Annotated in this window: 24 protein-coding genes; 9 read left to right on the top strand and 15 right to left on the bottom strand. The window is 71.5% G+C overall.

Going from position 1 to position 24,615, the window contains the following annotated elements; translation table 11 throughout:
• Positions 1–108: 108 nt before the first annotated feature.
• From thpR to EPD65_RS11615, 3 genes are read left to right on the top strand one after another with little or no spacing between them, the layout of a single operon-like run.
• Positions 109–693, top strand: coding sequence for an RNA 2',3'-cyclic phosphodiesterase (gene thpR / locus EPD65_RS11625; RefSeq protein ID WP_131584293.1), 585 nt, complete (start codon positions 109–111; stop codon positions 691–693).
• A gap of 23 nt (positions 694–716) precedes the next feature.
• A complete protein-coding gene (locus tag EPD65_RS11620) occupies positions 717–1,346 on the top strand; it encodes an NADPH-dependent F420 reductase (RefSeq protein WP_131584291.1) in 630 nt (209 codons plus the stop codon).
• 46 nt (positions 1,347–1,392) lie between these two features.
• Positions 1,393–2,007 carry an ACT domain-containing protein gene (locus EPD65_RS11615; protein WP_131584289.1) on the top strand — a complete coding sequence of 205 codons (615 nt, stop codon included), beginning with the start codon at positions 1,393–1,395 and terminating at the stop codon, positions 2,005–2,007.
• A 21-nt stretch (positions 2,008–2,028) separates the two neighbouring features.
• On the opposite strand, the gene EPD65_RS11610 is transcribed toward EPD65_RS11615, so the two are convergent.
• Both EPD65_RS11610 and EPD65_RS11605 read right to left on the bottom strand, forming a co-directional pair.
• On the bottom strand, positions 2,029–2,688 hold the full coding sequence (locus EPD65_RS11610; RefSeq protein ID WP_131584307.1) for an anti-sigma factor: 660 nt from the start codon (positions 2,686–2,688) through the stop codon (positions 2,029–2,031).
• Positions 2,688–3,266 (bottom strand): sigma-70 family RNA polymerase sigma factor, encoded by a 579-nt coding sequence (locus EPD65_RS11605; RefSeq protein WP_131584287.1) that lies wholly within the window; start codon positions 3,264–3,266, stop codon positions 2,688–2,690. The genes EPD65_RS11610 and EPD65_RS11605 overlap by 1 nt, the downstream gene beginning before the upstream one ends.
• A 111-nt stretch (positions 3,267–3,377) precedes the next feature.
• On the opposite strand from EPD65_RS11605, the gene EPD65_RS11600 reads away from it, so the two are divergent.
• From EPD65_RS11600 to EPD65_RS11590, 3 genes are all read left to right on the top strand, one after another.
• Positions 3,378–4,913: a molybdopterin-dependent oxidoreductase gene (locus EPD65_RS11600; RefSeq protein WP_243640564.1), complete on the top strand. Its 1,536-nt coding sequence runs from the start codon at positions 3,378–3,380 to the stop codon at positions 4,911–4,913.
• A 72-nt stretch (positions 4,914–4,985) separates the two neighbouring features.
• On the top strand, positions 4,986–5,219 hold the full coding sequence (locus EPD65_RS11595; protein WP_131584285.1) for a hypothetical protein: 234 nt from the start codon (positions 4,986–4,988) through the stop codon (positions 5,217–5,219).
• A gap of 65 nt (positions 5,220–5,284) precedes the next feature.
• On the top strand, positions 5,285–6,241 hold the full coding sequence (locus EPD65_RS11590) for a 1,4-dihydroxy-2-naphthoyl-CoA synthase (protein ID WP_131584283.1): 957 nt from the start codon (positions 5,285–5,287) through the stop codon (positions 6,239–6,241).
• A 22-nt stretch (positions 6,242–6,263) separates the two neighbouring features.
• On the opposite strand, the gene EPD65_RS16665 is transcribed toward EPD65_RS11590, so the two are convergent.
• Entirely contained in the window at positions 6,264–6,710 is a 447-nt protein-coding gene (locus tag EPD65_RS16665; protein ID WP_279387566.1) for a calcium-binding protein, read from the bottom strand.
• 198 nt (positions 6,711–6,908) lie between these two features.
• On the opposite strand from EPD65_RS16665, the gene EPD65_RS11580 reads away from it, so the two are divergent.
• Complete coding sequence (locus EPD65_RS11580) at positions 6,909–7,517, top strand: hypothetical protein (RefSeq protein WP_131584279.1); 609 nt, start codon at positions 6,909–6,911, stop codon at positions 7,515–7,517.
• A gap of 16 nt (positions 7,518–7,533) precedes the next feature.
• Here EPD65_RS11580 and EPD65_RS11575 read toward each other — a convergent pair whose 3' ends face one another.
• The 5 genes from EPD65_RS11575 to EPD65_RS11555 form a co-directional block, all read right to left on the bottom strand.
• Complete coding sequence (locus tag EPD65_RS11575; RefSeq protein ID WP_131584278.1) at positions 7,534–7,761, bottom strand: hypothetical protein; 228 nt, start codon at positions 7,759–7,761, stop codon at positions 7,534–7,536.
• Entirely contained in the window at positions 7,758–9,068 is a 1,311-nt protein-coding gene (aceF, locus tag EPD65_RS11570; RefSeq protein ID WP_131584276.1) for a dihydrolipoyllysine-residue acetyltransferase, read from the bottom strand. Before aceF ends, EPD65_RS11575 begins: the two co-directional genes overlap by 4 nt.
• Positions 9,069–9,080: 12 nt before the next feature.
• A complete protein-coding gene (aceE, locus tag EPD65_RS11565) occupies positions 9,081–11,747 on the bottom strand; it encodes a pyruvate dehydrogenase (acetyl-transferring), homodimeric type (RefSeq protein WP_131584274.1) in 2,667 nt (888 codons plus the stop codon).
• A 118-nt stretch (positions 11,748–11,865) separates the two neighbouring features.
• Positions 11,866–12,762 (bottom strand): LysR family transcriptional regulator, encoded by an 897-nt coding sequence (locus EPD65_RS11560; protein WP_131584272.1) that lies wholly within the window; start codon positions 12,760–12,762, stop codon positions 11,866–11,868.
• A 24-nt stretch (positions 12,763–12,786) separates the two neighbouring features.
• Positions 12,787–13,443, bottom strand: coding sequence for a lipoate--protein ligase family protein (locus tag EPD65_RS11555; protein ID WP_243640565.1), 657 nt, complete (start codon positions 13,441–13,443; stop codon positions 12,787–12,789).
• A gap of 59 nt (positions 13,444–13,502) precedes the next feature.
• Between EPD65_RS11555 and EPD65_RS11550 the strand changes: the two genes are divergently transcribed.
• Positions 13,503–14,435: an aldo/keto reductase gene (locus EPD65_RS11550; RefSeq protein WP_207891523.1), complete on the top strand. Its 933-nt coding sequence runs from the start codon at positions 13,503–13,505 to the stop codon at positions 14,433–14,435.
• Positions 14,436–14,445: 10 nt separating this feature from the next.
• Here the strand turns inward: EPD65_RS11550 and EPD65_RS11545 are convergent, their stop codons facing one another.
• The 4 genes from EPD65_RS11545 to zwf are packed head-to-tail and all read right to left on the bottom strand — an operon-like array spanning position 14,446 to position 19,156.
• Positions 14,446–15,633 (bottom strand): MFS transporter, encoded by a 1,188-nt coding sequence (locus EPD65_RS11545; RefSeq protein WP_131584268.1) that lies wholly within the window; start codon positions 15,631–15,633, stop codon positions 14,446–14,448.
• A gap of 4 nt (positions 15,634–15,637) precedes the next feature.
• On the bottom strand, positions 15,638–16,630 hold the full coding sequence (glpX, locus tag EPD65_RS11540) for a class II fructose-bisphosphatase (RefSeq protein WP_131584266.1): 993 nt from the start codon (positions 16,628–16,630) through the stop codon (positions 15,638–15,640).
• Positions 16,631–16,678: 48 nt separating this feature from the next.
• Positions 16,679–17,668: a Gfo/Idh/MocA family protein gene (locus EPD65_RS11535; RefSeq protein ID WP_131584264.1), complete on the bottom strand. Its 990-nt coding sequence runs from the start codon at positions 17,666–17,668 to the stop codon at positions 16,679–16,681.
• A gap of 9 nt (positions 17,669–17,677) precedes the next feature.
• Entirely contained in the window at positions 17,678–19,156 is a 1,479-nt protein-coding gene (zwf, locus tag EPD65_RS11530) for a glucose-6-phosphate dehydrogenase (RefSeq protein WP_131584262.1), read from the bottom strand.
• Between the two features lie 119 nt (positions 19,157–19,275).
• Between zwf and pgm the strand changes: the two genes are divergently transcribed.
• On the top strand, positions 19,276–20,913 hold the full coding sequence (gene pgm, locus EPD65_RS11525; RefSeq protein ID WP_131584260.1) for a phosphoglucomutase (alpha-D-glucose-1,6-bisphosphate-dependent): 1,638 nt from the start codon (positions 19,276–19,278) through the stop codon (positions 20,911–20,913).
• Positions 20,914–21,055: 142 nt separating this feature from the next.
• On the opposite strand, the gene EPD65_RS11520 is transcribed toward pgm, so the two are convergent.
• Genes EPD65_RS11520 through edd form a run of 3 tightly spaced genes read right to left on the bottom strand, consistent with a single transcriptional unit; the run spans position 21,056 to position 24,548 of the window.
• On the bottom strand, positions 21,056–22,027 hold the full coding sequence (locus tag EPD65_RS11520) for an ROK family protein (RefSeq protein WP_131584258.1): 972 nt from the start codon (positions 22,025–22,027) through the stop codon (positions 21,056–21,058).
• Positions 22,024–22,650 (bottom strand): bifunctional 4-hydroxy-2-oxoglutarate aldolase/2-dehydro-3-deoxy-phosphogluconate aldolase, encoded by a 627-nt coding sequence (locus tag EPD65_RS11515; protein WP_131584256.1) that lies wholly within the window; start codon positions 22,648–22,650, stop codon positions 22,024–22,026. The genes EPD65_RS11520 and EPD65_RS11515 overlap by 4 nt, the downstream gene beginning before the upstream one ends.
• Complete coding sequence (gene edd / locus EPD65_RS11510; protein ID WP_131584254.1) at positions 22,647–24,548, bottom strand: phosphogluconate dehydratase; 1,902 nt, start codon at positions 24,546–24,548, stop codon at positions 22,647–22,649. Before edd ends, EPD65_RS11515 begins: the two co-directional genes overlap by 4 nt.
• Between the last annotated feature and the right edge of the window lie 67 nt (positions 24,549–24,615).

The following is a 24,615-nucleotide window of genomic DNA, read 5'->3' as shown; positions in this document are numbered from 1 at the left end:
CACTTACACACGACCCACGGATGCCGCCTACGTGCCCGCCGCCGACGGCTCGCGGCAGTCTCACCGACACCGGCGCAATGGGGTTGCACTGCCGACGACACTTGAGTGATGAGACTCTTCGCTGCTGTCGTGCCTCCGGAGGAGGTGATCGCCCACCTCGACGACTTCCTCGACGTACGTCGCGAGGTAGCCGCCTTCCGGTGGACCCGCCCCGACCAGTGGCACCTGACGCTGTCGTTCGCCTCCGAGGCGCCCGAGCGCTCGCTCGACGAGATCAGCGACCGGCTGGACCGCGCGGCTTCTCGCCGCACGCCGTTCGCGCTGCGGCTGGCGGGTGGCGGAGCGTTCCCGAACGCCGCGCAGGCGCGCGTGCTCTACGTGGACGTCCACGCCGCAGACCCGGACGACCTGGCGATGCCGCCCGCACTCGAGGAGCTGGGCCATCTGGCCCGGGGTGCCCGGTCGGCGTTCGCCAAGGCGGGTGCTGCGGTGGACGGCCAGCGCTTCCGCCCGCACCTCACGCTCGGGCGGCTGGGGCATCCGGAGGACGTCAGCAACTGGGTCCGTCTGCTCGATGCCTACCAGGGACCTGCCTGGACCGTCGACGAGATCGAGCTGGTCGCGTCCCACCTCGGCGAGGGCCCTCGTCGTACGCCCCGCTACGAGTCGCTGGAAACGTTCGTCCTCGGTTGACGTCGAGGGGCAGGATGGGCGGCATGGAGATCGCAGTCCTCGGCACCGGCATGGTCGGCAAGACCCTCGCAGCAGGCTTCGTCCGCGTCGGCCACACGGTCACCGTCGGCACCCGCGACCCGGAGGTCACCGCTGCCCGCGAGGAGTGGACCGACGTCCGCCTCGCGACGTACGCCGACGCAGCGCGCGGAGCGGACCTCGTCGTGCTCGCCGTGGGTGGGCAGGTCGCCGAGGAGGCGCTCGCGCAGGCCGACCTGCCCGACGGCGCGATCGTCCTCGACCTGACGAACCCACTCGACTTCAGCAACGGCTTCCCGCCGACCCTGACCGTGAAGGACACCGACTCGCTGGCCGAGATGCTCCAGCGGGCGCACCCGACTGCGCAGGTCGTGAAGGCGCTCAACACGGTCAACTGCGCGCTGATGGTGACCCCGGAGCAGCTCGCCGAGGGCGACCACACGATCTTCATCGCGGGTGATGACGCCGCCGCGCGGGCCCATGTGCACAGTCTCCTGCAGGACCTGGGCTGGGTCGACATCGTCGAGTTCCCGTCGCTCGAGGCGGCGCGCGGGCTCGAGATGTACCTCCCGCTCTGGGTGCGCCTGATGCAGCAGCTCGGCACGGCCCACTTCAACCTCAAGCTCGTGCGCTGAGCCGCCCGGAAACCCCCGAGAAACACCGTCCGGTTAAGGTCGCAGCATGCCCTTCCTGCTTCGAGTCGAGCTCCCCGACGTCCCCGGATCGTTGGGCAAGGTCGCGTCCGCCATCGGTGAGGCGGGTGGCGACATCGAGGCGATCGAGATCGTCGAGCACCGCGCCGACGGCACCGCAGTCGACGATGTGCTGCTCGAGACCACGGCGATGCCCGACACCATCGTGTCGGCGTGCAACGAGCTCGACGGCGTACGCGTCGTCTGGATCAGCCGGTACGCCGCGGGCGGCAACCTGTTCCTCGACCTCGAGGCCGTCGAGGAGCTGACCGCCAACCCGGCTGGCGCGCTCGACCGGCTCGTCGACCTCCTGCCGGCGACGTTCCGCGCCGACTGGGGCGTGCGGCTGCGCCGCAACGGCAACGGCACCACGGCGGTCCTGCACGGCTCGGCCGCTGCGCCCGACTCGCTGGACTGGTTCGACATCGTCCGCCCGGCGCGCGTCGACTCCGCCGACGAGAACAACGTGCTCGCCGCCGCCCCCCTGCTCGAGGACGAGATCATCGTCATCGGCCGGCGTGGCGGGCCGGAGCTCCTCGATTCCGAGGTCGCGCGCCTGGGCCACCTCACCGCTCTCGCGGTGAGCATCGCCAAGAACGCCTGACCCGGCTCGACGGGCCGCGCGTCAGAGCGACGCCGCGGGCATCGCGAGCAGCGGCGGTGAGGTCGGTGCGTCCGAGCCCGCCATCGGCTCCATCGTGATCTGCAGCTCGCCCTCGCGCATCGGGACGACGACGCTCTCGGTTTCCTGGAACATCGCGACCGACGTCGCCCGGCCGTTGGCGGACCACCACACCTCGTAGGCCATGCCCGCGCCCGGATCGGTCAGGGCCCGCCCGTCGACCGCGACCATGTGCAGCTCGTGCGACATCCCCAGCCGCACGGCACCCATCTTGGTGGGCATGTCGTGGGTGCGGACGTCGGCGGCGGCGAAGACATCGGCAGCCGTCATCCTGTCGTCACCGCGCTGCGTCGCGACGATGCCGCCGCCGACGGCGAGGAGCACGGCCGCCGCGACAGCGGCAACCCGGAGACGACGGCGGGGCGATCGGCGTACGGAACGCGTCTCGGCTGCCCGGCTGATGATCTGCTCACGGAGCCCGGCCGGAGGAGGGCTCGGGCGGTCGGAGAGCGCAGCAACGGCCGGCCGCAGCTCGGCGACCTCCTCGCGGCAGCTGGCGCATGCCGTGAGGTGCTCCTCGAACGCCGCGCGCTCGGCCGGCTCGAGGGCGTGCAGCAGGTAGGGACCGAGCAAGGAGTGGACGTCGGGGTCGTGTGCGTTCATCACGCCTCCTCCAGGCAGTCGCGCAGGCGGGCGAGCCCGTCGCGCATCCGCGTCTTGATGGTCGAGAGCGGCCGGCCCATGTGGGCGGCGATCTCCGGGTAGGTGAAGCCGTCGTAGTAGGCGAGGGTCACCGACTCGAGCTGGAGCGGTGTCAGCCCCTCGAGGCAGTGGCGTACGTCGGCCCACTCGGCCGCGGTGACCAGGTCGGCCTCGGGGCCGGGCACCTCGTGGAGCTCGCGGCGGGCCGCCCGCTCCTCGCGGGCCCGGCTCGCCTCGACGGACCGGACGACGTCGATCGCGCGCCGGTGGGCGATGAGCACGAGCCAGGTGCGCAGTCCGCCGCGCTCCGACCGGTACTGCGCGGCCCCGCGCCAGGCCTCCAGGAAGACCTCCTGCGTGACCTCCTCGGCGCGTGCGGGATCGCGCAGGACCTGCAGGGCGGCACCGTGGACGGCGGACGCGAACCGGTCGTAGAGCTCGCCGAAGGCGTCGAGGTCGCCGGCCGCGATGGCGGCCATCAGCTGCTGGGGCTGGGCGTGCACCGGCGGCACGGAGCGGAGGAGTCCACGCCGGGGCATCGGCACGCTCCTCTCGGCTGGCCGGTCTGGTTGGACGTTCACAGTCAGGGTTCGGAGCACGTCGTACGCCGGACGGGCCGTCCGGGGCCCGATCTGCTCCGAACCCGCTACGTGATCACCCTTTCGCACTCTTCCACGTCCTCCCGGCTGGAGGCAGCGTTCGCCGGTCTCGGCGCAGGCGCCCTCGGTCTCGGTGTTGCCCAGGGCCTGGCTGCTGTCTTCCACGCGACCCCGTCGCCGCTGATCGCCCTCGGTGACCGCTTGATCGACCTCACGCCGCGGCCGCTGAAGGAATGGGCCGTCGCGCAGTTCGGCACCGCTGACAAGACGGTCCTGCTCGGCAACATGCTCGTCGTCACGGCCCTCCTGCTGGCCGCGGTCGGGATCGCGGCTCGCTGGCGGCGTCCGCTCGGGATCGTGGGGTTCGTCGTCCTCGGCTCGGTCGACGCCCTGGCGCTCATCAGCGGCCGGGGCGGCTCCGACCTGTCGTCGTACGTCGCCCTCGTGGTCGGCCTCGCGCTCGGGTGCGCCGCGCTCTGGTGGCTGATCGGGCAGGCAGGGGGCGCGCTGGTGTCGGAGGCCGAGGCACCGCCGGGGTTCGACCGGCGACGGTTCCTGCTGCTGGCGACGGTGATGGGCGGCGCGGGGGTCGTCACGGGGGCTGGCGTGCCCCGCCTGGTGCCCGCAGCGACGGGCCGCGGCGGTGTCGTCCTGCCCGCCGCCGCCGACCCTGCGGGCCCTGTGCCGCGCGGCGCGGACTTCCGGCTGCCGGGACTCACCCCCCACCTCACACCGAACGACGACTTCTACCGGATCGACATCGCGCTGATCCCGCCGCGACTCAACGTCGACGACTGGAAGCTGCGCGTGCGTGGCCTCGTCGACGAGCCGTTCGACCTCACCTATCGCGAGCTGCTCGCGATGCCTCTCGTCGAACGCCGGGTGACCATCGCCTGCGTCTCGAATCCCGTCGCGGGCGAGTACATCGGCAACGCCACCTGGCTCGGCGTACGCGTGTCCGACGTGCTCGAGCGGGCCGGCGTACGTGCGGGGGCGGACGCCGTCCAGTCCCGCGGGTCCGACGGCATCACGATCGGTACGCCGCTCGCGGCACTGACCGACGGCCGCGACGCCCTCCTCGCGATCGGGATGAACGGGCAGCCGCTTCCGATCGACCACGGCTTCCCGGTGCGGATGATCGTGCCCGGCCTGTACGGCTACGTGTCCGCGACCAAGTGGATCACCGAGCTGGAGGTGACGCGCTTCGCCGACTTCTCGGCGTACTGGACCGACCGTGGGTGGGCACCCCAGGGACCGATCAAGACCGGGTGCCGGATCGACCTGCCGGGCGATGGCGCGCAGGCGGGCGACGTCACCGTCGCCGGGGTGGCCTGGGCCCAGCACCGCGGCATCGGCAAGGTGGAGGTGCGCGTCGACGACGGGCCCTGGCAGGTGGCGGAGCTGGCTGCCGCCGATGGAATCGACACCTGGCGGCAGTGGCGCTGGACCTGGCCCGCCGAGCCGGGCACGCACCGCCTCCAGGCGCGCGCCACGGACCTCGCCGGCGCGACGCAGACCAGCGCGGTCGCCGACGTCGCCCCGGATGGGGCCACGGGTTACCCGAGCGTCGAGGTCCACATCGGCTGACGTCGCCACCCGTCCGCGGTGCACCCAGCTCCGAACCCGAGATGTCCGTTCCACCGATCGAAGGATCCAGCCATGACTTCCAGCGCACTCCGCCGCCTCCTCGCCATCGCGGCCATCAGCGGCGTACTCCTGACGGGGGCCGCCTGCGGCAGCGACGACACGACGATGACCCCGTCCGACAAGACGAGCCAGATGACTGACGACATGTCGAAGTCGCCGATGACGGAGAAGTCGGACTCGATGATGGATGACAAGTCCGAGTCGCCGATGACCGAGAAGTCCGACGAGATGATGACCGACAAGTGAGGTCGGGTCGTCCGCCTGAGGCCTGCCGCCCGCTAGGCCTCACGCGGACGACTAGCCTGTCGCCCATGAGTGCGATCGAGGGCGTCAGCGAGATCTTCGACCCGGCGGACTGGGACGTCGTCCCGGGATTCGAGGACCTGACGGACCTCACCTACCACCGCGCGAAGGAGCACGGCACCGTCCGGATCGCGTTCGACCGGCCGGACGTGCTCAACGCGTTCCGGCCCAACACCGTCGACGAGCTGCTCCGCACCCTCGACCACGCGCGGATGAGCGCCGACGTCGGCTGCGTGATCCTCACCGGCAACGGGCCGTCCGCGAAGAACGGCAAGTGGGCGTTCTGCACCGGCGGCGACCAGCGGATCCGCGGCAAGGCCGGCTATCAGTACGAGGACACGGAGAGCGGGGCCGGTCACAGTCAGGCAGCCACCGGCGCCGAGGAGCCGTCGGTCATCGACAAGGCCAAGCTCGCGCGTCTGCACATCCTCGAGTGCCAGCGCCTGATCCGCTTCATGCCCAAGGTCGTCATCTGCGTTGTCCCCGGCTGGGCGGCCGGTGGTGGTCACTCGCTGCACGTCGTCTGCGACCTGACGCTCGCGAGCAAGGAGCACGCGCGCTTCAAGCAGACCGACGCGGACGTCGGCTCGTTCGACGGCGGCTACGGGTCGGCGTACCTCGCGCGTCAGGTCGGCCAGAAGTTCGCCCGCGAGATCTTCTTCCTCGCCGACGAGTACGACGCCGAGGAGATGCACCGCATGGGTGCCGTCAACCGCGTCGCCGAGCACAGCCAGCTCGAGAAGGTCGCGCTGGAGTGGGGCCGCAAGATCAACGGCAAGTCCCCGACGGCGCAGCGGATGCTGAAGTACTCCTTCAACCTCCTCGATGACGGCCTCGTCGGCCAGCAGCTCTTCGCCGGCGAAACCACACGGCTGGCGTACATGACCGACGAGGCCCAGGAGGGTCGCGACCAGTTCCTCGAGAAGCGCGAGCCGGACTGGTCGCCGTACCCCTGGTACTACTGAGCCGCCGGGGCGGAGGCGCGCGTCAGAAGCGCACCTCCTCGCAGGTCGCGCCGACCTGGTCGTTGGTGTCGTAGCCGCCGACGAGGATGACCACGTCGTAGCCGCCGCCGCACTGGACGACATCCAGGGCGTCGTCGTTGACGAGCGTGATGGTGTCGTTGCCGGTGCCGCCGTAGGTTTCGTCGGCACCCGGGCCCGGGTCGAGGGTGTTGTCGCCGTTGCCACCGTTGAGGTAGTCAGCGCCCGCGCCGCCGCTGATCGAGTCGTTGCCGTTGCCCCCGTAGAGGGTGTCGACGGCGGCGCCGCCGGAGATGGTGTCGTCACCACCGAGGCCGTCGTACTGGTCGGGGCCGTTGGTGCCGACGTAGACGTCATCGCCCTCCGTGCCGACGTTGGCATCGGCGAAGGCAGGTGCGGCGAGCGTGAGGCTGAGCAGTGCGGCGACGGCCGCGGTGGGGAGCATGCGCATGAGGGGACCTCTCCGTCCGGTACGCCTCCCGAGTGGACGGCGCTGCGCAGATACTGACAGTGGTCTAGACCGCAGCGGAAGACCCCAATTTTGCAGAATGCGCGCATTGTCACCGACCAACTCTGGTGATTTGGGCATCGGTGTCCGGTCTTGCTCGCTACCGTCGCTTCACAGTTCGTGAATCGGTGAGAGGTGGACGTGGCAGCGCAGAGCGAGGTGACCCCGGCGCTCCTGGAGGAGCTGTGGGACCTGGTCGAGGAGTGGTCGTCGGCTGCGATCCAGCGTGCTCGCGAGACAGCCAGTGAGGGGTCGAGCGAGACGGTCGACGCCGAGATCCGTCTGACCATCGCGCATGCCGCCGAGCTGCGCGCGGTGGTCGAGCGCCACCTCGCGACCGACGAGGCGTCCACGCCCGAGGCCGAGCCTGCGCAGGCACGTACGCCGGGCACGCTGCACGAGCCGCCGCAGGCGCAGGTCTGCCCCGAGTGCTTCGTGATGGTCCCGATCGATCAGCTCGACGAGCACGAGCTCACCTGCGAACGGCACCACAAGATCGAGCGCATGGAGCAGGCCGGCCTGGGTGACGTCGAGCCGCTCGCGGACCCCACGCCCGTCGTGGACGCCGAGGACGTCGACGTCCCGGAGGTCGAGCAGGTGGCACCGGCGGCGGAAAAGCCGCCGGCGCCCACCCACATCTGCAACTCGGCCGACTTCGACCGGCCACTCTGCGAGGCCTGCGGCGGACTGCACTGGTACTGCTCGATCTGCGGCGCGCAGCGCGACGAGTGCCGCGCTGCGACCGCCTGATCAGCAGTACGCCGGATCAGCCGGCGTGGCGCCGAAGTGCTGCGCTGCACGCGCCGCAGGTGTCGCGCGCCCCGGGCCGGAACGTCAGCCGCCAGAACTTCGGCCAGGTCAGCGAGGGCTGACCGCACAGCGTCTCGGCCGCACCTTCGACCGCGGCGTGCAGCACGCCCCAGGGCCGGTCGGTCCACGGCGCGCGGTGCTGCGCCGTGGCCAACAGTGGACGGACCGTGGTCGAGGTGGTCACAGCACCAGCCGGCGTACGTCGCTGACGAGGGTGCCCAGGTGCGCGGTGAAGCGCGCCGCGAGGGCCCCGTCGATGACCCGGTGGTCGTAGGAGAGCGACAGCGGCAGCATCAGCCGCGGCTCGAACTCCGTGCCGTTCCAGACCGGCGCCATCTTCGAGCGCACGACACCCAGGATCGCGACCTCGGGGGCGTTGACGATCGGGGTGAACGACGTGCCGCCGATGCCGCCGAGGCTGGAGATCGTGAAGGTGCCACCCTGCATGTCGGTCGCCGCGAGCTTGCCGTCGCGGGCTCGCGCCGACAGGTCCGCGAGGTCGTGCGACAGCTCGGTGATGCCCTTGCGGTCGACGTCCTTGACCACCGGGACGACGAGGCCGTCGGGGGTGTCCACGGCGACGCCGATGTTGATGTAGTCCTTGTAGACCAGGTCGTCGCCGGACAGCGAGCTGTTGAGCTCGGGGTACTTCCGCAGTGCGGACGCCGACGCCTTGAGCAGGAACGCCAGCAGCGTTACGCGGTAGCCCTCGGTCTTCGCGACCGCGTCGAGCTCCTTGCGGTAGGCGTCGAGGTCGGTGATGTCGGCCTCGTCGTTGTGCGTCACGTGCGGGACGTTGAGCCACGAGCGGTGCAGGAACGGACCGGAGATCTTCTTGATCCGCGGCAGCGGCACCGTGCGGACCGGACCGAACTTCGCGAAGTCGACCGGCGGGATCGGCGGGATGCCGGAGCCGCCGGACGCGGCCGCCGCCGGGGCAGATCCGCCGGCGTAGTGGGCCAGCAGGTCCTGCTTGGTCACGCGACCGCTCACGCCGGTGCCCTTGACGACCGCGAGCTCGACCTCGAGCTCGCGCGCCAGGCGGCGTACGAGCGGGGTGGCACGCAGGCCGTCCGAGTCACCGGAAACCGGAGCGGCCGGTGCGCCGGCCGCGGCCGGGACCGGGGCGGCGCCCTCCTCCTCCGCTGGCGGGGTCTGGCGGGCGGGCGCGGCGCTAGCCGCGGCGACGGGTGCGGCGGAGGAGGGTGCCGACTCGGGCACGGCCTCCTCAACCGGCGCGCCGGCCCCATCGGAAGACTCGATCACCGCGATGACGGTGCCTTCGCTGACGGTGTCGCCGTTCTTGACGGAGAGCGCGGTGATGGTGCCGGCGGCGGGCGCCGGGATGTCCATCGTCGCCTTGTCGGTCTCGAGGGTGATCAGCGGCGCCTCGACGTCGACCGTGTCGCCGACGCTCACGAGCACGTCGATGACGGGTACGTCGGTGTACTCACCGATGTCGGGAACCTTGATCTCGATGGTGTTCGGCATGGCTGCCTTCCTTTACGCGAGAGCCGGCGCGGGCCGGTCGGGGTCGATGCCGTACTTGGTGAGCGCCTCGGCGACGACGGAGCGCTCGATCGCGCCCTCGTCCGCCAGGCGCTGGAGGGCCGAGACCGCCACGAAGTAGCGGTCCACCTCGAAGTGACGTCGCAGGTTGACGCGGTAGTCGGAGCGGCCGAAGCCGTCGGTGCCCAGGGAGGTGAACGAGCCGGGCACGAAGGCGCGGATCTGGTCGGCGTACGCCTTCATGTAGTCGGTCGCGGCGATGACCGGGCCGTTGCGCCCGGTGAGTGCCTGTTCGACGTAGGAGACACGCGGCGCCTCGAGCGGGTGCAGCGTGTTCCACCGCTCGACGTCGAGGCCGTCGCGGCGCAGCTCGGTGAAGCTCGGGACGCTCCAGACGTCGGCGGCGATGCCCCAGTCGGCCGCGAGGAGGTCGGCGGCCGCGATGACCTCGCGGAGGATGGTGCCCGAGCCCATCAGCTGCACCTGGGCGGTGGACTTGCCGCGCTTCTTCGCCGCTTCACGGAGCGGGTACATGCCGCGGAGGATGCCCTCCTCGACGCCCTCCGGCATGGCCGGGTGCTCGTAGTTCTCGTTCATCAGCGTGAGGTAGTAGAAGACGTCCTCCTGCTCGGCGTACATGCGCTTGAGGCCGTCGGCGATGATCACCGCGAGCTCGTAGCCGTACGTCGGGTCGTAGGAGACGCAGTTCGGGATGAGCGCCGCCTGGAGGTGCGAATGCCCGTCCTCGTGCTGCAGGCCCTCGCCGTTGAGCGTGGTCCGGCCCGCGGTGCCGCCGAGCAGGAAGCCCCGCGCGCGCATGTCGCCGGCGGCCCAGGCGAGGTCGCCGATCCGCTGGAAGCCGAACATCGAGTAGTAGATGTAGAAGGGGATCATCGGGGCGTCGTTGGATGAGTACGACGTGGCCGCCGCGATCCACGACGAGATCGCGCCCGCCTCGTTGATGCCCTCCTCGAGGATCTGACCGGCCTGGTCCTCCTTGTAGAACATCACCTGCTCGGCGTCCTGCGGCGTGTAGAGCTGGCCCTCCTGGCTGAAGATGCCGATCTGCCGGAAGAGGCCCTCCATGCCGAAGGTGCGGGCCTCGTCCGGGACGATCGGGACGATCCGCTTGCCGATGTTCTTGTCGCGCAGCAGCGTCGTGAGGATCTGGACGAACGCCATGGTCGTGGAGACCTCGCGGCCCTCGGTGCCCGCGATCTGCTTCGCGAACGCCGACGCCTCGGGGACCTCCAGCGCGGCCGACGTACGCCGACGGGCCGGGAGGTAGCCGCCGAGCGCCTCGCGCTGCTTGTGCAGGTAGGTGTGCTCGGGCGAACCCTCGGCGAAGGTGACGTAGGGGTAGTCGAGCAGGTGCTCGTCGTCGACCGGGATGTTGAAGCGGTCGCGGAAGACCTTGAGCGCGGGCTCCGCGACCTTCTTCGCCTGGTGCGCGATGTTCTGCGCCTCGCCGGCCTTGCCGAGGCCGTAGCCCTTGACGGTCTTGGCCAGGATCACGGTCGGGCTGCCGACGTGCGAGGTCGCGGCGGCGTACGCGGCGTACACCTTCTGCGGGTCGTGGCCACCGCGGGTCAGGCGCCAGATCTCGTCGTCGGTCATGTCCTTGACCATCGCGCGCAGCTCCTCGGAGACCCCGAAGAAGTGCTCGCGGACGTAGGCGCCGTCCTTGGCCTTGAAGTTCTGGTACTCGCCGTCGACGCACTCCATCATCCGGCGCTTCAGCGCACCGGTGTGGTCGTTGGCGAGGAGGCGGTCCCAGCCGGAGCCCCAGATCACCTTGAGGACGTTCCAGCCGGCGCCGCGGAAGCTGCCTTCGAGCTCCTGGATGATCTTCGCGTTGCCGCGGACCGGTCCGTCGAGGCGCTGGAGGTTGCAGTTGATGACGAAGATCAGGTTGTCGAGCTTCTCCCGCGAGGCCATCGCGATCGCACCGAGCGACTCGGGCTCGTCACACTCGCCGTCGCCGAGGAAGGCCCAGACCTTGCGCTCGGCGGTGTCGGCGAGGCCGCGCGCGTGGAGGTACTTCAGGAAGCGGGCCTGATAGATCGCCATCAGCGGGCCGAGGCCCATCGACACGGTGGGGAACTGCCAGAAGTCGGGCATCAGCCACGGGTGCGGGTACGACGACAGCCCGTCGCCGCCGGTCTCCTGGCGGAAGTTGTCGAGCTGCTCGGCGGTGAGCCGGCCCTCGAGGAAGGCGCGGGAGTAGATGCCCGGCGCGAGGTGGCCCTGGATGTAGAGCAGGTCGCCGCCGTGGCCGTCGGCCGCGGCGTTGTCGCCGTGCCAGAAGTGCTGGAAGCCGATCTCGTAGAGCGTCGCAGCGGACTGGAAGCTGGCCAGGTGGCCGCCGAGCTCGGTCGAGGTCTTGTTGGCCCGCAGCACCATCATCATCGCGTTCCACCGGATGGCGGAGCGGATCTTCAGCTCGAGGTCGAGGTCGCCGGGGTGCTGCGCCTCCTCATCGATGTGGATCGTGTTGACGTACGGCGTGGTGGCCGGGAACGGGACGCGGGCGCCGAGCCGGTTGGCCTCTTCGACGAGCTGCTCCAGCAGGAACTGGGTGCGGGTCTCGCCCTCGAACTCGACGACGGCGGCGAGTGCGTCGCGCCATTCGCGGGTCTCAGCGGGATCGATGTCGGACATGGATGGCCCTTCGATGATGTGTGAGCGGTGTCACCCATCATTCCGTGGTGCCTGTCATGCGTCCAATGTCATCGAAGCCCACGATTCATGCACCAAGCGTATGAATCAGCCGTCCGGGTCAGCGCCCGAGTCGGGCAGCGATCTGCTTCGACTGCTGCAGCGTGTGCGTGCGGAAGTGCTCGGACGGCGCCGCGAGCTTGCGGCCCTCCAGCCAGGCGAGGCTGATCTCGCGGCTTGCCGCCATGTCGGCGACCCGCAGGTGTGGCGATGCAGGTACGCCGACGTGCGGCTCCGGGATCAGCGCGACGCCCAGGCCGGCGGAGACCAGGCCGCGCAGCGTCTCGACCTCCTCGCCCTCGAAGCCGATCCGCGGCGTGAACCCGGCCTTCGCGCACAGGTCCTCGGTGATCGCCCGCAGGCTGAACCCGGGGCGCAGGGCGATGAAGGTCTCGTTCGCAACCTCCTCCAGTCTGATCATCCGGCGGCGTGCCAGCGGATGGTCCGGCGGTACGACGACCCGCAGCGGCTCGAGCAGCAGCCGACGGCTCTGGATGTTGGGGTGGTCCGGCCGGTCGGCCGTGATCGCCAGGTCGACGACGCCGTCGAGCAGGTCGCTGACCAGGCCCTCGTCGCCGTGCTGGCGGAGGTCGAAGCGGACGTTGGGCCGCTCGACGCGGAAGCCGCGGATCAGCTCGGGGACCAGCCAGGTGCCGAGCGTGTGCAGGAACGCGACCGGCACGAGGCCGCCGTCCGGCCGGGCCATGTCATCGACGGCGCGGACGCCGCGGTCGAAGGCGTCGACGATCTCGCGGGCGTGGGGGACGAGCTCGCGGCCGGCGGGGGTGAGGTTGAGGCCGCGACCGACGCGCTGGAAGAGCTGGGTGCCGACCTCGCGCTCGAGCCGGGCGAGGGCGCGCGACATCGCGGGCTGAGTGCGGTGCGACCGCTCGGCCACCTCCGTCACCGTCCGGCCGTCAGCGACGGCGAGGAATGCACGGATGGTGTCGATCTCCATGGACTGATGTTCTCAGTGCATGGGTCACGCGCCAAGCAGCTCCTGCATGATCGCGTCGCGCACGACGTCCAGCTTGCCGCCGACGCCCGTGGCGATGCCGGCCAGGTCGGAGGCGGCGGCGAGCCGGTCCTCGGGGCTCAGCTCGAGCAGGTCGAGGACGTCATACGGGTCCCAGTGGTCGTAGACGATGCACTGGAACCGTGCGCCTGCCCGCGTGCGCCGCTGGGAGATGCCGACCGCCTTGCGGCCGTCGATGAGCACCTCGCCCGGGCCGAGCGCGGCGAAGCAGACCAGGCGACCCCACGGTGTCTGCTCGAGCCCGCCCTCGTACAGGGAGGCGTCGAAGCCGGACGCCCGCAGTGCCCGCATCCAGGCCTCGCCCAGCCAGTACGTCGACTCCCGGACGTCGTCGCTCCAGCGGGCATCGCTGCGCGGCAGCACGACGTCGAACCACAGGCAGCGCAACGGGTCGACGTAGACGGCCCCGCCGCCACTGCGTCGGCGTACGACGCTCACACCGTAGGCGGACGCGGCATCGGCGCGCGCCGTCGTCGGGTCCTGTGCGCTGCCGAGGACGAGCGACCGCTGGGCGGGCTCGAAGAGCCAGACCTCCGGGGCATCGAGGTCGTCGGGGATCACCCGTTCGTGGAACTCCGCCACCGAGCCGTTGACGTGGATCATGCGCACGCGACGATTCTGCCCGGTCGTTGGCTCCAGCCGCGCGTGGCTAGGGTGAACGCATGAGCAGCGGTCTGATCTACGGCTGCATGGGGCTCGGCCGCTGGGACGGGGAGGCGCTGGGCGCCGCCGATCTCGCGCGGGCCGAGGCCGCCATCGCAGCGGCCCTCGATGCGGGCATCACCCGCTTCGACCACGCCGACATTTACGGCCACGGGTCCGCGGAGTCGATCTTCGGCGAGGTCCTCAAGCGCGCGCCCGAGCTGCGCGCGCGGATCCAGATCCAGAGCAAGTGCGGCATCCGGCTCGCGACCGCCGACAGCCCCCAGATGTACGACCTCCGCGCCGGGACGATCCGGGCGCGCGTGCACGGGATCCTGGAGCGGCTGGGCACCGACAACCTCGACGCGCTGCTGCTGCACCGACCGGACCCGCTCACCCCGCCCGAGGAGATCGGCGCCGCCCTGACCGGGCTCCACGACGAGGGCGTGGTGCGGTCCGTCGGCGTCTCCAACATGAGCGCGGCGCAGATCACCGCGCTCCAGGCGCACACGGCGCCGCGGCTGGTCGTCAACCAGCTCGAGATGGGTCTGCACCGCCGCGCCTGGCTCGAGGGCAGCGTCCTCGTCAACACGCCCGCGTCTGCCGACGTCGGCTTCCCGCACGGGACCGTGGAGTTCTGCCGAGCCGAGGGCATCGAGCTGCAGGCGTGGGGCGCTCTCGCCAACGGCAGGTTCACCGGCCTGCCGAAGGAGCCCGGCGACGACGCCGTCGCGACGTTGCTCGGCGAGCTCGCGCGGGTGCACGACACGACGCCGGAGACCGTGCTCCTGTGGTGGCTCCAGCAGCACCCGGCGGGCATCGTGCCGGTCATCGGCACGACCAACCCGGCGCGCATCGCCGCCTGCCGCGAGGCCGGCGCGGAGCCCTCACGCCTCACCCACGAGGAGTGGTACGCCGTCTGGGCGACCGCGCGCGGAGCCCAGCTGCCCTGAGGGGCGTGCGTCAGGCGGCCACGCGACTTGTCGTCACCGGCAGCGGCCGGGTGGCCCTGACCAGCAGCGCGCTCGGCACCAGCAACAGCGCCACGGCGAGCAGCGCGTGCTGCGGCCCCACGTGCTCCGCGAGTACGCCGAGCAGCGGCGGCCCGGCGAGGAAGGCGCTGTAGGCGATCGTCGAGGCGACGCTGACGCGCGCTGCCGCGTGGACCGGGTCGTCCGAGGCGGCGCTCATCCCGACCGGGAACCCGAGCGCGGCGCCGACGCCCCACAGCACGATGCCGATAGCGGCCATCGATGGGTGGTTGCCCAGCCCCACCATGGCCACGCCCAGCGCCGCGAGCACCGTGGTCGCGGCGAGCAGGGCGACGCGTCCGAAGCGGTCGAGCAGCGTCGTACCGACGAACCGGCTCGCGGTCATGCAGGCCACGAAGAGGCCGAAGCCGGCGACGCCGAGCCAGTGGGGTGCGTCGTACCCGTCGATGAGGCCGAGCGCGAGCCAGTCGTTGGCGCTGCCCTCGGAGACGCCGCAGGCGAAGACCATCAGCCCGATCAGGAGCGTGCGGGGTTCGCGCCAGGCCGCCAGTGTCGAGGTGGTCGACGCGGTCTCGGCTGCTTCGACACTGCGCGGCAGGAAGTTGCCGACGGTCAGGTGGACCAGGACCAGGGCGACGAGGGAGGTCAGGCCCAGGTGCCACGCGACGGGTACGCCGAGGGCCGTGGCCGCCGCGCCCGCACCGGCGCCCGCGACGGTGCCGAGGCTGAACCCGGCGTGGAAGCGCGGCATGATCGCCCGGCCCAGCCGGTGCTCGACCGCGGCGCCCTCAACGTTCATCGCGACGTCCCAGCTGCCGCTGCCCAGGCCGTAGGCCATCAGGCCGGCGACGGTGAGCGGCACCGTGCCGAGCACGCCGACGGACAGCGCGGCGACGACCAGGCCGACCAGGCCGATCGTGACGCCCGCGCGAAGCACCGTCGACGCACCCCAGCGGGTGATCAGCGCGCCGCTGCTCGGCAGGGTCAGCACCGATCCGACGGCGATCGAGAAGAGCAGCAGGCCGAGCTCGCCGTTGCCGAGTCCGAGGGCAGCGCGGGTATCCGGGATGCGTGAGGCCCAGGACGCGAAGACGAAGCCGTTGAGGAAGAAGGCGAGCATCACCGCATCGCGCGAGCGGAGCGCAGGGTGGCGGGTCATCCCGTCATGATGCCGACGGCCCGGTGCCGAGGCGGTAGTCGGAGGTGATCCGGCGGATCGTGCCGGAGCGCGAGCGCATGACGAGCGAGTCGGTCGAGGCGCTGCCCGCGTGGTAGCGGACGCCCTTCATCAGCTCGCCGTCGGTGATGCCGGTCGCCGCGAAGAAGCAGTCGTCCCCGCTGACCAGGTCCTCGGTGTGCAGCACCGTGTCCGGGTCGAGGTCGTGGCCGGCGTCGAGGGCCCGCTGGCGCTCGGCCTCGTCGGTCGGCCACAGCCGCCCCTGGATGGTGCCGCCCAGGCACTTCATGGCACAGGCGGTGATGATGCCCTCCGGCGTACCCCCGATGCCGAGCATCAGGTCGATGCCGGTGTCGGGCCGCGCGGCCATGATCGCGCCGGCCACGTCGCCGTCGGAGATGAACATGATTCGCGCTCCGGCAGCCCGGATCTCCTCGGCCAGCGCGGTGTGCCGCGGCCGGTCGAGCAGGACGACGGTCACGTCCTCGACGGCCATCTTCTTGGCGGCCGCCACCCGGCGTACGTTCTCGGTGGCGGAGAGCCGGATGTCGACGACGTCGGCGGCCTCGGGGCCGGTGACCAGCTTCTCCATGTAGAAGACGGCCGAGGGGTCGAACATCGCGCCCCGGGGAGCGACGGCGAGCACGGCGACGGCGTTGTTCATGCCCTTGGCGGTGAGGGTGGTGCCGTCGACCGGGTCGACCGCGACGTCGCAGGCGGGGCCGTGTCCGGTGCCGACGCGCTCGCCGTTGAAGAGCATCGGGGCGTCGTCCTTCTCGCCCTCGCCGATGATGACGGTGCCGTCCATGTCGACGCTGGAGAGCATCGCGCGCATCGCGTTGACGGCCACGCCGTCCGCACCGTTCTTGTCGCCGCGGCCGACCCAGCGGCCGGCGGCGATGGCGGCCGCCTCGGTGACGCGGACGAGCTCCAGCGCGAGGTTGCGGTCGGGCGCGGACGGATCGGGGGCGAGGGGCATGACGGGCCTTTCGGGGCGGTGCCGACCGGAGTCGGCCGGTGGAGCAGGTCAGAGGGGAGTGGGGTCCTCGTGCGGCGTGATGCCGAGCTGGTGGAGGACCGACTCGAGGGCCGCCTGCACGTCGAGGGTGTCCTGCAGCGGCACGACGGCGCTCTCGGTGAGGCCGGCCGCCAGGCAGCGGTTCACCTCGTCCACCTCGTGGCAGTAGCCACGGCCGGTGGGCGGCAGGACCAGCGTTTCCGCGGCCACGCCGGGGCGGCGGATGACGAGGGTGTCGGGGTGGTGGAAGCGCGGCGCGATCTCGATCGATCCGAGGGTGCCACCGATGACCGCACGGCCCGGGGTCTCGCTCTCGAGGCTGGCCAGAAGGGTGGCCGAGCGGCCGTCGTCGTACGCGAGGAGCATGCTGACGGTCGCGTCCGCGCCGTTCGGGTACGCCGACCCCGCGGCGTGGACGCGCGCCGGGCTGCCGAGGAAGTGCTGGGCGATCGAGACGAGGTAGACCCCGAGGTCGAGGGTCGCGCCGCCGCCGAGGTCGGTGGCGAAGAGCCGGCTGGCGGGGTCGTAGGTGCGATAAGCGCCGAGGTCGGCCTGCACGGTGCGCACCTCGCCGATCTCGCCGCTGTCGACGAGTGCGCGGGCTTGGACCACGGCGGGCTGGAAGCGGGTCCACATCGCCTCCATGCAGAAGACCCCGCGGGCGCGGGCGAGGTCGACCAGGTCCTGTGCACCGGCGAGGGTCGCGGTGAAGGCCTTCTCGACCAGCACCGCCTTGCCCGCCTCGATCGCGGCGCGCGCGATGGCGTGGTGCTGGGGGTGTGGGGTCGCCACGTAGACGACGTCGACGTCCGCGCTCTCGATCAGCGCCCGGTAGGAGCCGTGTGCCGTCGCGATGCCGTGCCGTGCCGCGAAGTCCTCCGCTGACGCGGGGCGGCGCGAGCCGACTGCCGTGATCCTGGCGCCGGAGACGTGCGCGAAGTCGCGCACGAACTCCTCAGCCATCGCGCCGGTGCCGGCAATGCCCCATCGGATCGTCATGTGTCGTCCTCACCGCTCGCGTTCGTGCCAGCTGCGGCCGTCGCGCTCGAGAAGGGTGCTCGCGGCGACCGGCCCGGCCGTCCCTGCAGGGTAGGTCTGGACCCGGCGGCCGCCGTCCTCCCAGGCAGCCAGGATCGGCTCCGCCCAGGCCCATGCGGTCTCGACCTCGTCGCGGCGCATGAAGAGCGTCGGGTTGCCGCGGACGACATCCATCAGCAGCCGCTCGTACGCCTCGGGTGCCCGGCGCTCGAACGCCGAGGCGTAGTCGAGGTCGAGCGAGACCGGCCGCAGCCGGATGCCGCCGGGGCCCGGCTCCTTCGCGGTCAGCTGGAGCTTCATGCCCTCGTCGGGCTGGAGGCCGATGACCAGCCGGTTGGCGCTCGCGGTGCCTTCGGCGTGCGGGAACATCGGGTGCGGGACCGGCTTGAACTGGATCACGATCTCCGAGTAGCGCTCGGGCATCCGCTTGCCGGTGCGCAGGTAGAACGGCACGCCCGCCCAGCGCCAGTTCTGCACCTCGACGCGCAGGGCGGCGAAGGTCTCCGTGCCGCTGCCGGGGCACTCGCTGTCCGCGACGTACGACGGGACGGCAGCGCCGTCGACCAGCCCGGCGGCGTACTGCCCGGCAACGGTGACGTGGGGGACGTCGGCCGCGCCGATCGGCTTGAGGGCGCGCAGCACCTTGAGCTTCTCGTCGCGGACCGTCTCACGGTCGACGGTCGTCGGGGGCTCCATCGCGACCAGGCAGAGCAGCTGGAGCAGGTGGTTCTGCACCATGTCGCGCAGCGCGCCGGAGCGGTCGTAGTAGCCGCCGCGGGTGCCGACACCGAGCGACTCGGCGACGGTGATCTGCACGTGGTCGATGGCGCCGCTGTTCCAGATCGGCTCGAAGATCGAGTTGGCGAAGCGGGTGACCAGCAGGTTCTGGACCGACTCCTTGCCGAGGTAGTGGTCGATCCGGAAGATCTGCGACTCGTCGAAGACGGCGCCGACGGCGTCGTTGATCGCCCGAGCGGAGGCGAGGTCGCGGCCGATCGGCTTCTCCAGGACGACCCGTGAGTGCTCGTTGATCAGGCCATTGCGGTCGAGCGCGGCGGCGATCGGGCCGAACAGCGCCGGCGCGCAGGCGAGGTAGTAGACGCGCACGCGGTCGGGGTCGACACCGTCGCGGGTGATCCGCTCGACGAGCGGCTGCCACTCCTCCTCGATCTCGATGTCGAGGCTGACGTGCTGCAGCCGCGCGACGAACTGGTCGAGGTCGGCGCCCGTCGTGTCGTGGCCGAGGAACGCCGGCAGGTCACCGGCCACCTTGGCGCGGTAGCCGGCGTCGTCGAGGCCGGCACGCGAGCACGCGATCACCGTGGTCCCGGTGGCGAGGTGCCCGTCGCGGAACTGGTGGTAGAGCGCCGGGAGGAGCTTGCGGAGCGCGAGGTCGCCGGTGCCTCCGAAGACGACGATGTCGCAAGGGGCCGGGGTCTGGCTGCCCATGAGGGTTCTCCAGGGTGGGAGTCGTGGCCGTGGTCACACCGACAGTAAGGCACCTTTTGTGTTGTTACAACCCCACTTAGGTCTTGAATATGACAGAACGTGACGACTACCGTTCTGCCATGGAACGAGCCGGCCTGATCGCCCTGCCCACCGACCTCGTCGACGTACCCCGTCTGGTGACGGCGTACTTCAGCGTGCTTCCGGACCCGACCGACCCCGACCAGCGCGTCGCCTTCGGCACGAGCGGCCACCGCGGCTCCTCGCTCAAGGGGTCGTTCAACGAGCAGCACATCGCCGCGATCACGCAGGCGATCTGCGAGTACCGCACGTCCTGCGGCTATGACGGCCCGCTCTTCCTCGGCCGTGACACCCACGCGCTCTCCGAGCCGGCCATGGTGACCGCCCTCGAGGTCCTCATCGCCAACGACGTCACCGTGCTGATCGACTCCGCCGACGGCTACACGCCGACCCCGGCGCTCTCCCATGCCATCCTCAACGCGAACGCCGGCCGGACAAGCGGTCCCGGACTGGCCGACGGCATCGTCGTCACCCCCTCGCACAACCCGCCGGCCGACGGTGGCTTCAAGTACAACCCGCCGCACGGCGGCCCCGCCGACACCGACGCGACGTCGGTGATCGCAGCCCGCGCCAACGAGCTGATCGAGGCCGGCCTGGTCGGCGTACGCCGGGTGCCGTACGCCGCAGCGCTCCCGCGCGCCGGTCGCTACGACTTCCTCGGCTCGTACGTCGACGACCTGCCGTCGGTGCTCAACCTCGACGCGATCCGTGGCGCCGGCGTACGGATCGGTGCGGACCCGCTCGGCGGCGCGAGCGTCGACTACTGGGCGGCGATCGCGGAGCGTCACCGGCTCGACCTGACGGTGGTCAACCCGCTCGTCGACCCGACCTGGCGCTTCATGACGCTCGACTGGGACGGCAAGATCCGGATGGACTGCTCGTCCCCGCACGCGATGGCCAGCCTCGTGCAGCAGGCGTCGGCGTACGACATCGCGACCGGCAACGACGCCGACGCGGACCGCCACGGCATCGTCACGCCGGACGCGGGTCTGATGAACCCGAACCACTACCTCGCCGTTGCCATCGGCTACCTCTTCGGCGGGGCGCGCCCGGGTTGGCCCGCGTCGGCGCGGATCGGCAAGACGCTCGTCTCGTCCTCGATGCTCGACCGCGTTGCGGCGGACGTCGGCGCCCCGCTGGTCGAGGTGCCGGTCGGCTTCAAGTGGTTCGTGCCCGGGCTGGTCGACGGATCGTTCGGCTTCGGCGGCGAGGAGTCGGCCGGTGCGTCGTTCCTCCGCAAGGACGGCACGACCTGGACCACGGACAAGGACGGCATCCTGCTGGCGCTGCTCGCCAGCGAGATCCTCGCCGTCACCGGCTCCACCCCGAGCGCGCTGTACGCCGACCTGACCGCGCGGCACGGGGCGCCGGCGTACGCGCGGATCGATGCGCCCGCCGACCGCACGCAGAAGGCGCGCCTCGCTGCCCTCGCGCCGGCCGATGTCTCTGCGACCGAGCTCGCGGGTGAGCCGATCACCGCCAAGCTCACCGCCGCGCCCGGCAACGGTGCTGCGATCGGTGGCCTCAAGGTGGTCACCGAGTCGGCATGGTTCGCCGCCCGGCCCTCGGGCACCGAGGACGTCTACAAGATCTACGCCGAGTCGTTCCGCGGCCCCGAGCACCTGGCGCAGGTCCAGGCCGAGGCACGCGAGGTCGTCGGCGCCGCGCTGGAGGCGTGACAGCGCGCCCGTCGACGCACACGCGCGGACGGTCCTGCGCCACCGGAGGTGGTCCGTCTGCTGTGTATATGAGGTCAGTTCGTGACCTCATATACACAGCAGACCAAGGGGCTGCGGCCGAGCGATGGTGGCCGCGGCCGCCTCAGACGGCGACGGTGGTCGCCGCGACCTCGCGCGCGGCGAGGTCGGCCACGCCGACCATCCCGGCGTCGTTGCCCAGCGCAGCGGCGATGACCGAGGGGACGGGCGCCGGGCCGCGGGGGCTGACGAGGTCTGCGTAGGACGCGCGCAGGGGGTCGAACACGAGGGCCCCGGCGTCGCCGAGGCCACCGCCGACGACGATCACCGACGGGTCGAGCACGGCCACGAGGCTCGCGATCCCCGCTCCGAGCCAGGCACCAGCCTCGGCGAGGACGCGGCGCGCCAGCGGGTCGCCGGCCACGGCTGCCGCGGTCACCATCGCGCCGTCGAGCGCGTCAGGGTCACCGCCGGCCCGCGCGGCGAGTGCCTCGGAGCCGGGCGCGCCGGCGGCCACGAGGGTCCGGGCGCTCCGCGTCATCGCGGAACCGGAGCCGTAGCTCTCCCAGCAGCCGCGCTTGCCGCAGCCGCACGGGAGCCCGTCGGGCACGACGCGCAGGTGGCCGACCTCGAGGGCCGTGCCCGCCCCGCCCCGATGGAGCTGCCCGCCGAGCACTGCGCCACCGCCGATGCCGGTGCCGGCGGTGATCATGAGGACGTCGTCGTGACCGATCGCCGCGCCGAAGCGGCACTCGGCCCACGTCGCGGCGTTCGCGTCGTTCTCGAGGGTGGTCGGCAGGCCGGTGCCCTCGCGCACGAGGGCGGCCAGCGACCGCGAGGGGAGGGCCAGGTTGGGCGCGGTCAGGATGTCGTCACGCGTCCGGTTGACGAAGCCCGGCACGCCTAGGCCGACTGCCACGACGGCGTGGCGCTGGGCGAGGTCGCGCACGACCGCGATGACGGCGTTCGCCATCGCGTCGCCGTCATGAGCGGGTGTCGGCTGGCGCAGCCGGTCGATGATCGTGCCCGTGCTCGTGTCGATGACGCCGGCGGCAACCTTGGTGCCACCGATGTCGACGCCGATCGCGAGGGTCACTTCTGCCCTCCGAGCAGTGAGGCCGCGCGGGCGAGCGCCTCGATCGCGTCCCAGTCGCCGGCAGCGAGAGCAGCGGCCGGGGTGAGCCACGAGCCGCCGACGCAGCCGACGTTCGGCAGGGCGAGGTAGTCGGGTGCGGACGCCGGGGTGATGCCGCCGGTCGGGCAGAAGCGCACCTGCGGGAGCGGGCCGCCAATGGACTTCAGATAGGCACGGCCGCCCGCCGCCTCGGCGGGGAAGAACTTGAGCTCGGTCAGACCGCGCTCGTACGCAGCAAGCACCTCGCTGACGGTCGCGACGCCGGGCAGGAACGGAACGCCGGTCTCGGTCATCGCGTCCAGGATCGAGGGCGTGCAGCCGGGGGAGACCAGGAAGCCGGCGCCGGCCTCGACCGCGAGGGCGGCCTGCTTCGGCTCGACGATCGTGCCCGCGCCGATGAGCACCTCGGGCACCTCCTCGGCGATCGCCCGGATGGCGTCGAGCGCGACCGGCGTACGCAGCGTCAGCTCGACGACCGGGAGCCCGCCGCGCGCGAGGGCGCGAGCCAGAGGCACGGCGTGCGCGAGGTCCTCGACCACGACGACGGGAACGACCGGGACGCGGTCGAGCAGGGAGGTGGTCATGCGTTCTCCTCGACGAGGGTGGCGGTGCGGGTGGGGCGGGCGGTGATGGGGGAGGGTGTCGCGAAGACGCTGGCGCCCGTGTCGGCCGTCCCCACATGGTGGCGGAACATGCTGAACAGGTCGCGTCCCGTGCCCACCCATTCTGCGTCGGAAAGGGCCCGGCCGGTGGGCTCGCGCAGCGGGAGCTCGGCGCCGTCGACGTGCCAGGTGACCGTGCCGGTGTCGCCGTCGACGGTGATCAGGTCACCGTCGCGGACCAGGCTGATCGGCCCGCCGTCGGCCGCTTCGGGGGTCATGTGGATGGCGGCCGGGACCTTGCCCGAGGCGCCAGACATCCGGCCGTCGGTGACGATCGCGACCCGGTGTCCCTTGTCCTGCAGCGAGCTGAGGACCGGCGTGAGCTTGTGGAGCTCGGGCATGCCGTTGGCGCGCGGGCCCTGGTAACGGACGACCGCCACCATGTCGCCGTGCAGGTGCCCGTCCTGGAACGCCAGCAGCAGGTCGGCCTGGTCGTCGAAGACGCGCGCGGGCGCCGTGACGACGCGGTGCTCGGGGGCCACGGCCGAGGTCTTGATGACGCTGGTGCCGAGGTTGCCGCGCAGGATTCGCAGTCCGCCGTCCGCCGCGAACGGCGCGTCGACCGGCCGGAGCACGTCGAGGTCGAGGCTCGTCTCGGGGCCGTCGACCCAGGCCAGCTCACCGTCGACCAGGCGCGGCTCGGCGGTGTAGCGGCGCAGGCCCGGGCCGGCGATGGTGAGGACGTCCTCGAAGAGCAGACCGTGGTCGAGCAGGGTGCGGATCGTGAACGCCAGGCCGCCCGCGGCCTGGTAGTGGTTCACGTCGGCGGAGCCGTTGGGGTAGATCCGCGCGAGCTGCGGCACGACGGCAGACAGGTCCGAGAGGTCGTCCCAGGTCAGCGTGATGCCGGCCGCTGCGGCGATCGCGACCAGGTGCATCGTGTGGTTGGTCGAGCCGCCGGTGGCGAGCAGCGCGATGCAGGCGTTGAGCACGGCCTTCTCGTCGACGATCTCGCCGATCGGCGTGAACTCATCACCTGCCCAGGTGATCGCGGCGGCGCGCTGCGCGGCGGCGTCGGTGAGCGCCGCACGCAGCGGGGTGCCGGGATTGACGAAGCTCGCGCCGGGCAGGTGCAGGCCGAGCACCTCCATGAGCAGCTGGTTGGAGTTGGCGGTGCCGTAGAAGGTGCACGTGCCCGCCGAGTGGTACGACGCCGCCTCGGCCTCGAGCAGCTCCTCGCGGCCGACCTTGCCCTCGGCGAAGAGCTGCCGGACCCGCGACTTCTCGCCGTTGGGGATGCCGGAGGTCATCGGTCCGGCCGGCACGAAGACGGTGGGAAGCTGGCCGAAGGAGAGCGCGCCGATCAGCAGGCCGGGCACGATCTTGTCGCAGACGCCGAGCATGAGCGCGCCGTCGAACATGTCGTGCGACAGCGCGATCGCCGCCGACATGGCGATGACATCGCGGCTGAAGAGCGAGAGCTGCATGCCGTCGCGGCCCTGGGTCACGCCGTCGCACATGGCCGGTACGCCGCCCGCGAACTGCGCTATGGCGCCAGCCTTCGCCGCTGCCGCCTTGAGCTGGGCGGGGTAGGTCTCGAAGGGCTGGTGTGCCGAGAGCATGTCGTTGTACGCCGACACGATGGCGAGGTTGGGCCGCCGGCTCTTGCGGAGCGCGGTCTTGTCGTCCGGGAGGGCCGCGGCGAAGCCGTGGGCGAGGTTCGCGCAGCCGAGCTGCCCGCGCGCGGGGCCGATGATCGCGGCGTTGCGGATCCGCTCGAGGTAGACCCGACGTCCCTCGCTGCTGCGCTCCACCACACGGGCGAGCACCTGCTCGAGGACGGGGTGCGTGGGCGTATCGGTCGGCGCGGCGCCGGTCATCGGGACTCCTTCAGGGGGCAGTCCTCCGACGGTAGACCGATATATGCGCGCTAGCAACCCTTCTTAC

Origin of the sequence: Nocardioides jejuensis, assembly GCF_004337475.1 — a bacterium.
In the GTDB taxonomy this organism is placed as follows: domain Bacteria; phylum Actinomycetota; class Actinomycetes; order Propionibacteriales; family Nocardioidaceae; genus Nocardioides; species Nocardioides jejuensis.
The sequence above is the reverse complement of the archived record's forward strand: the minus strand, read 5'-3'. Positions and strand labels throughout refer to the sequence as shown.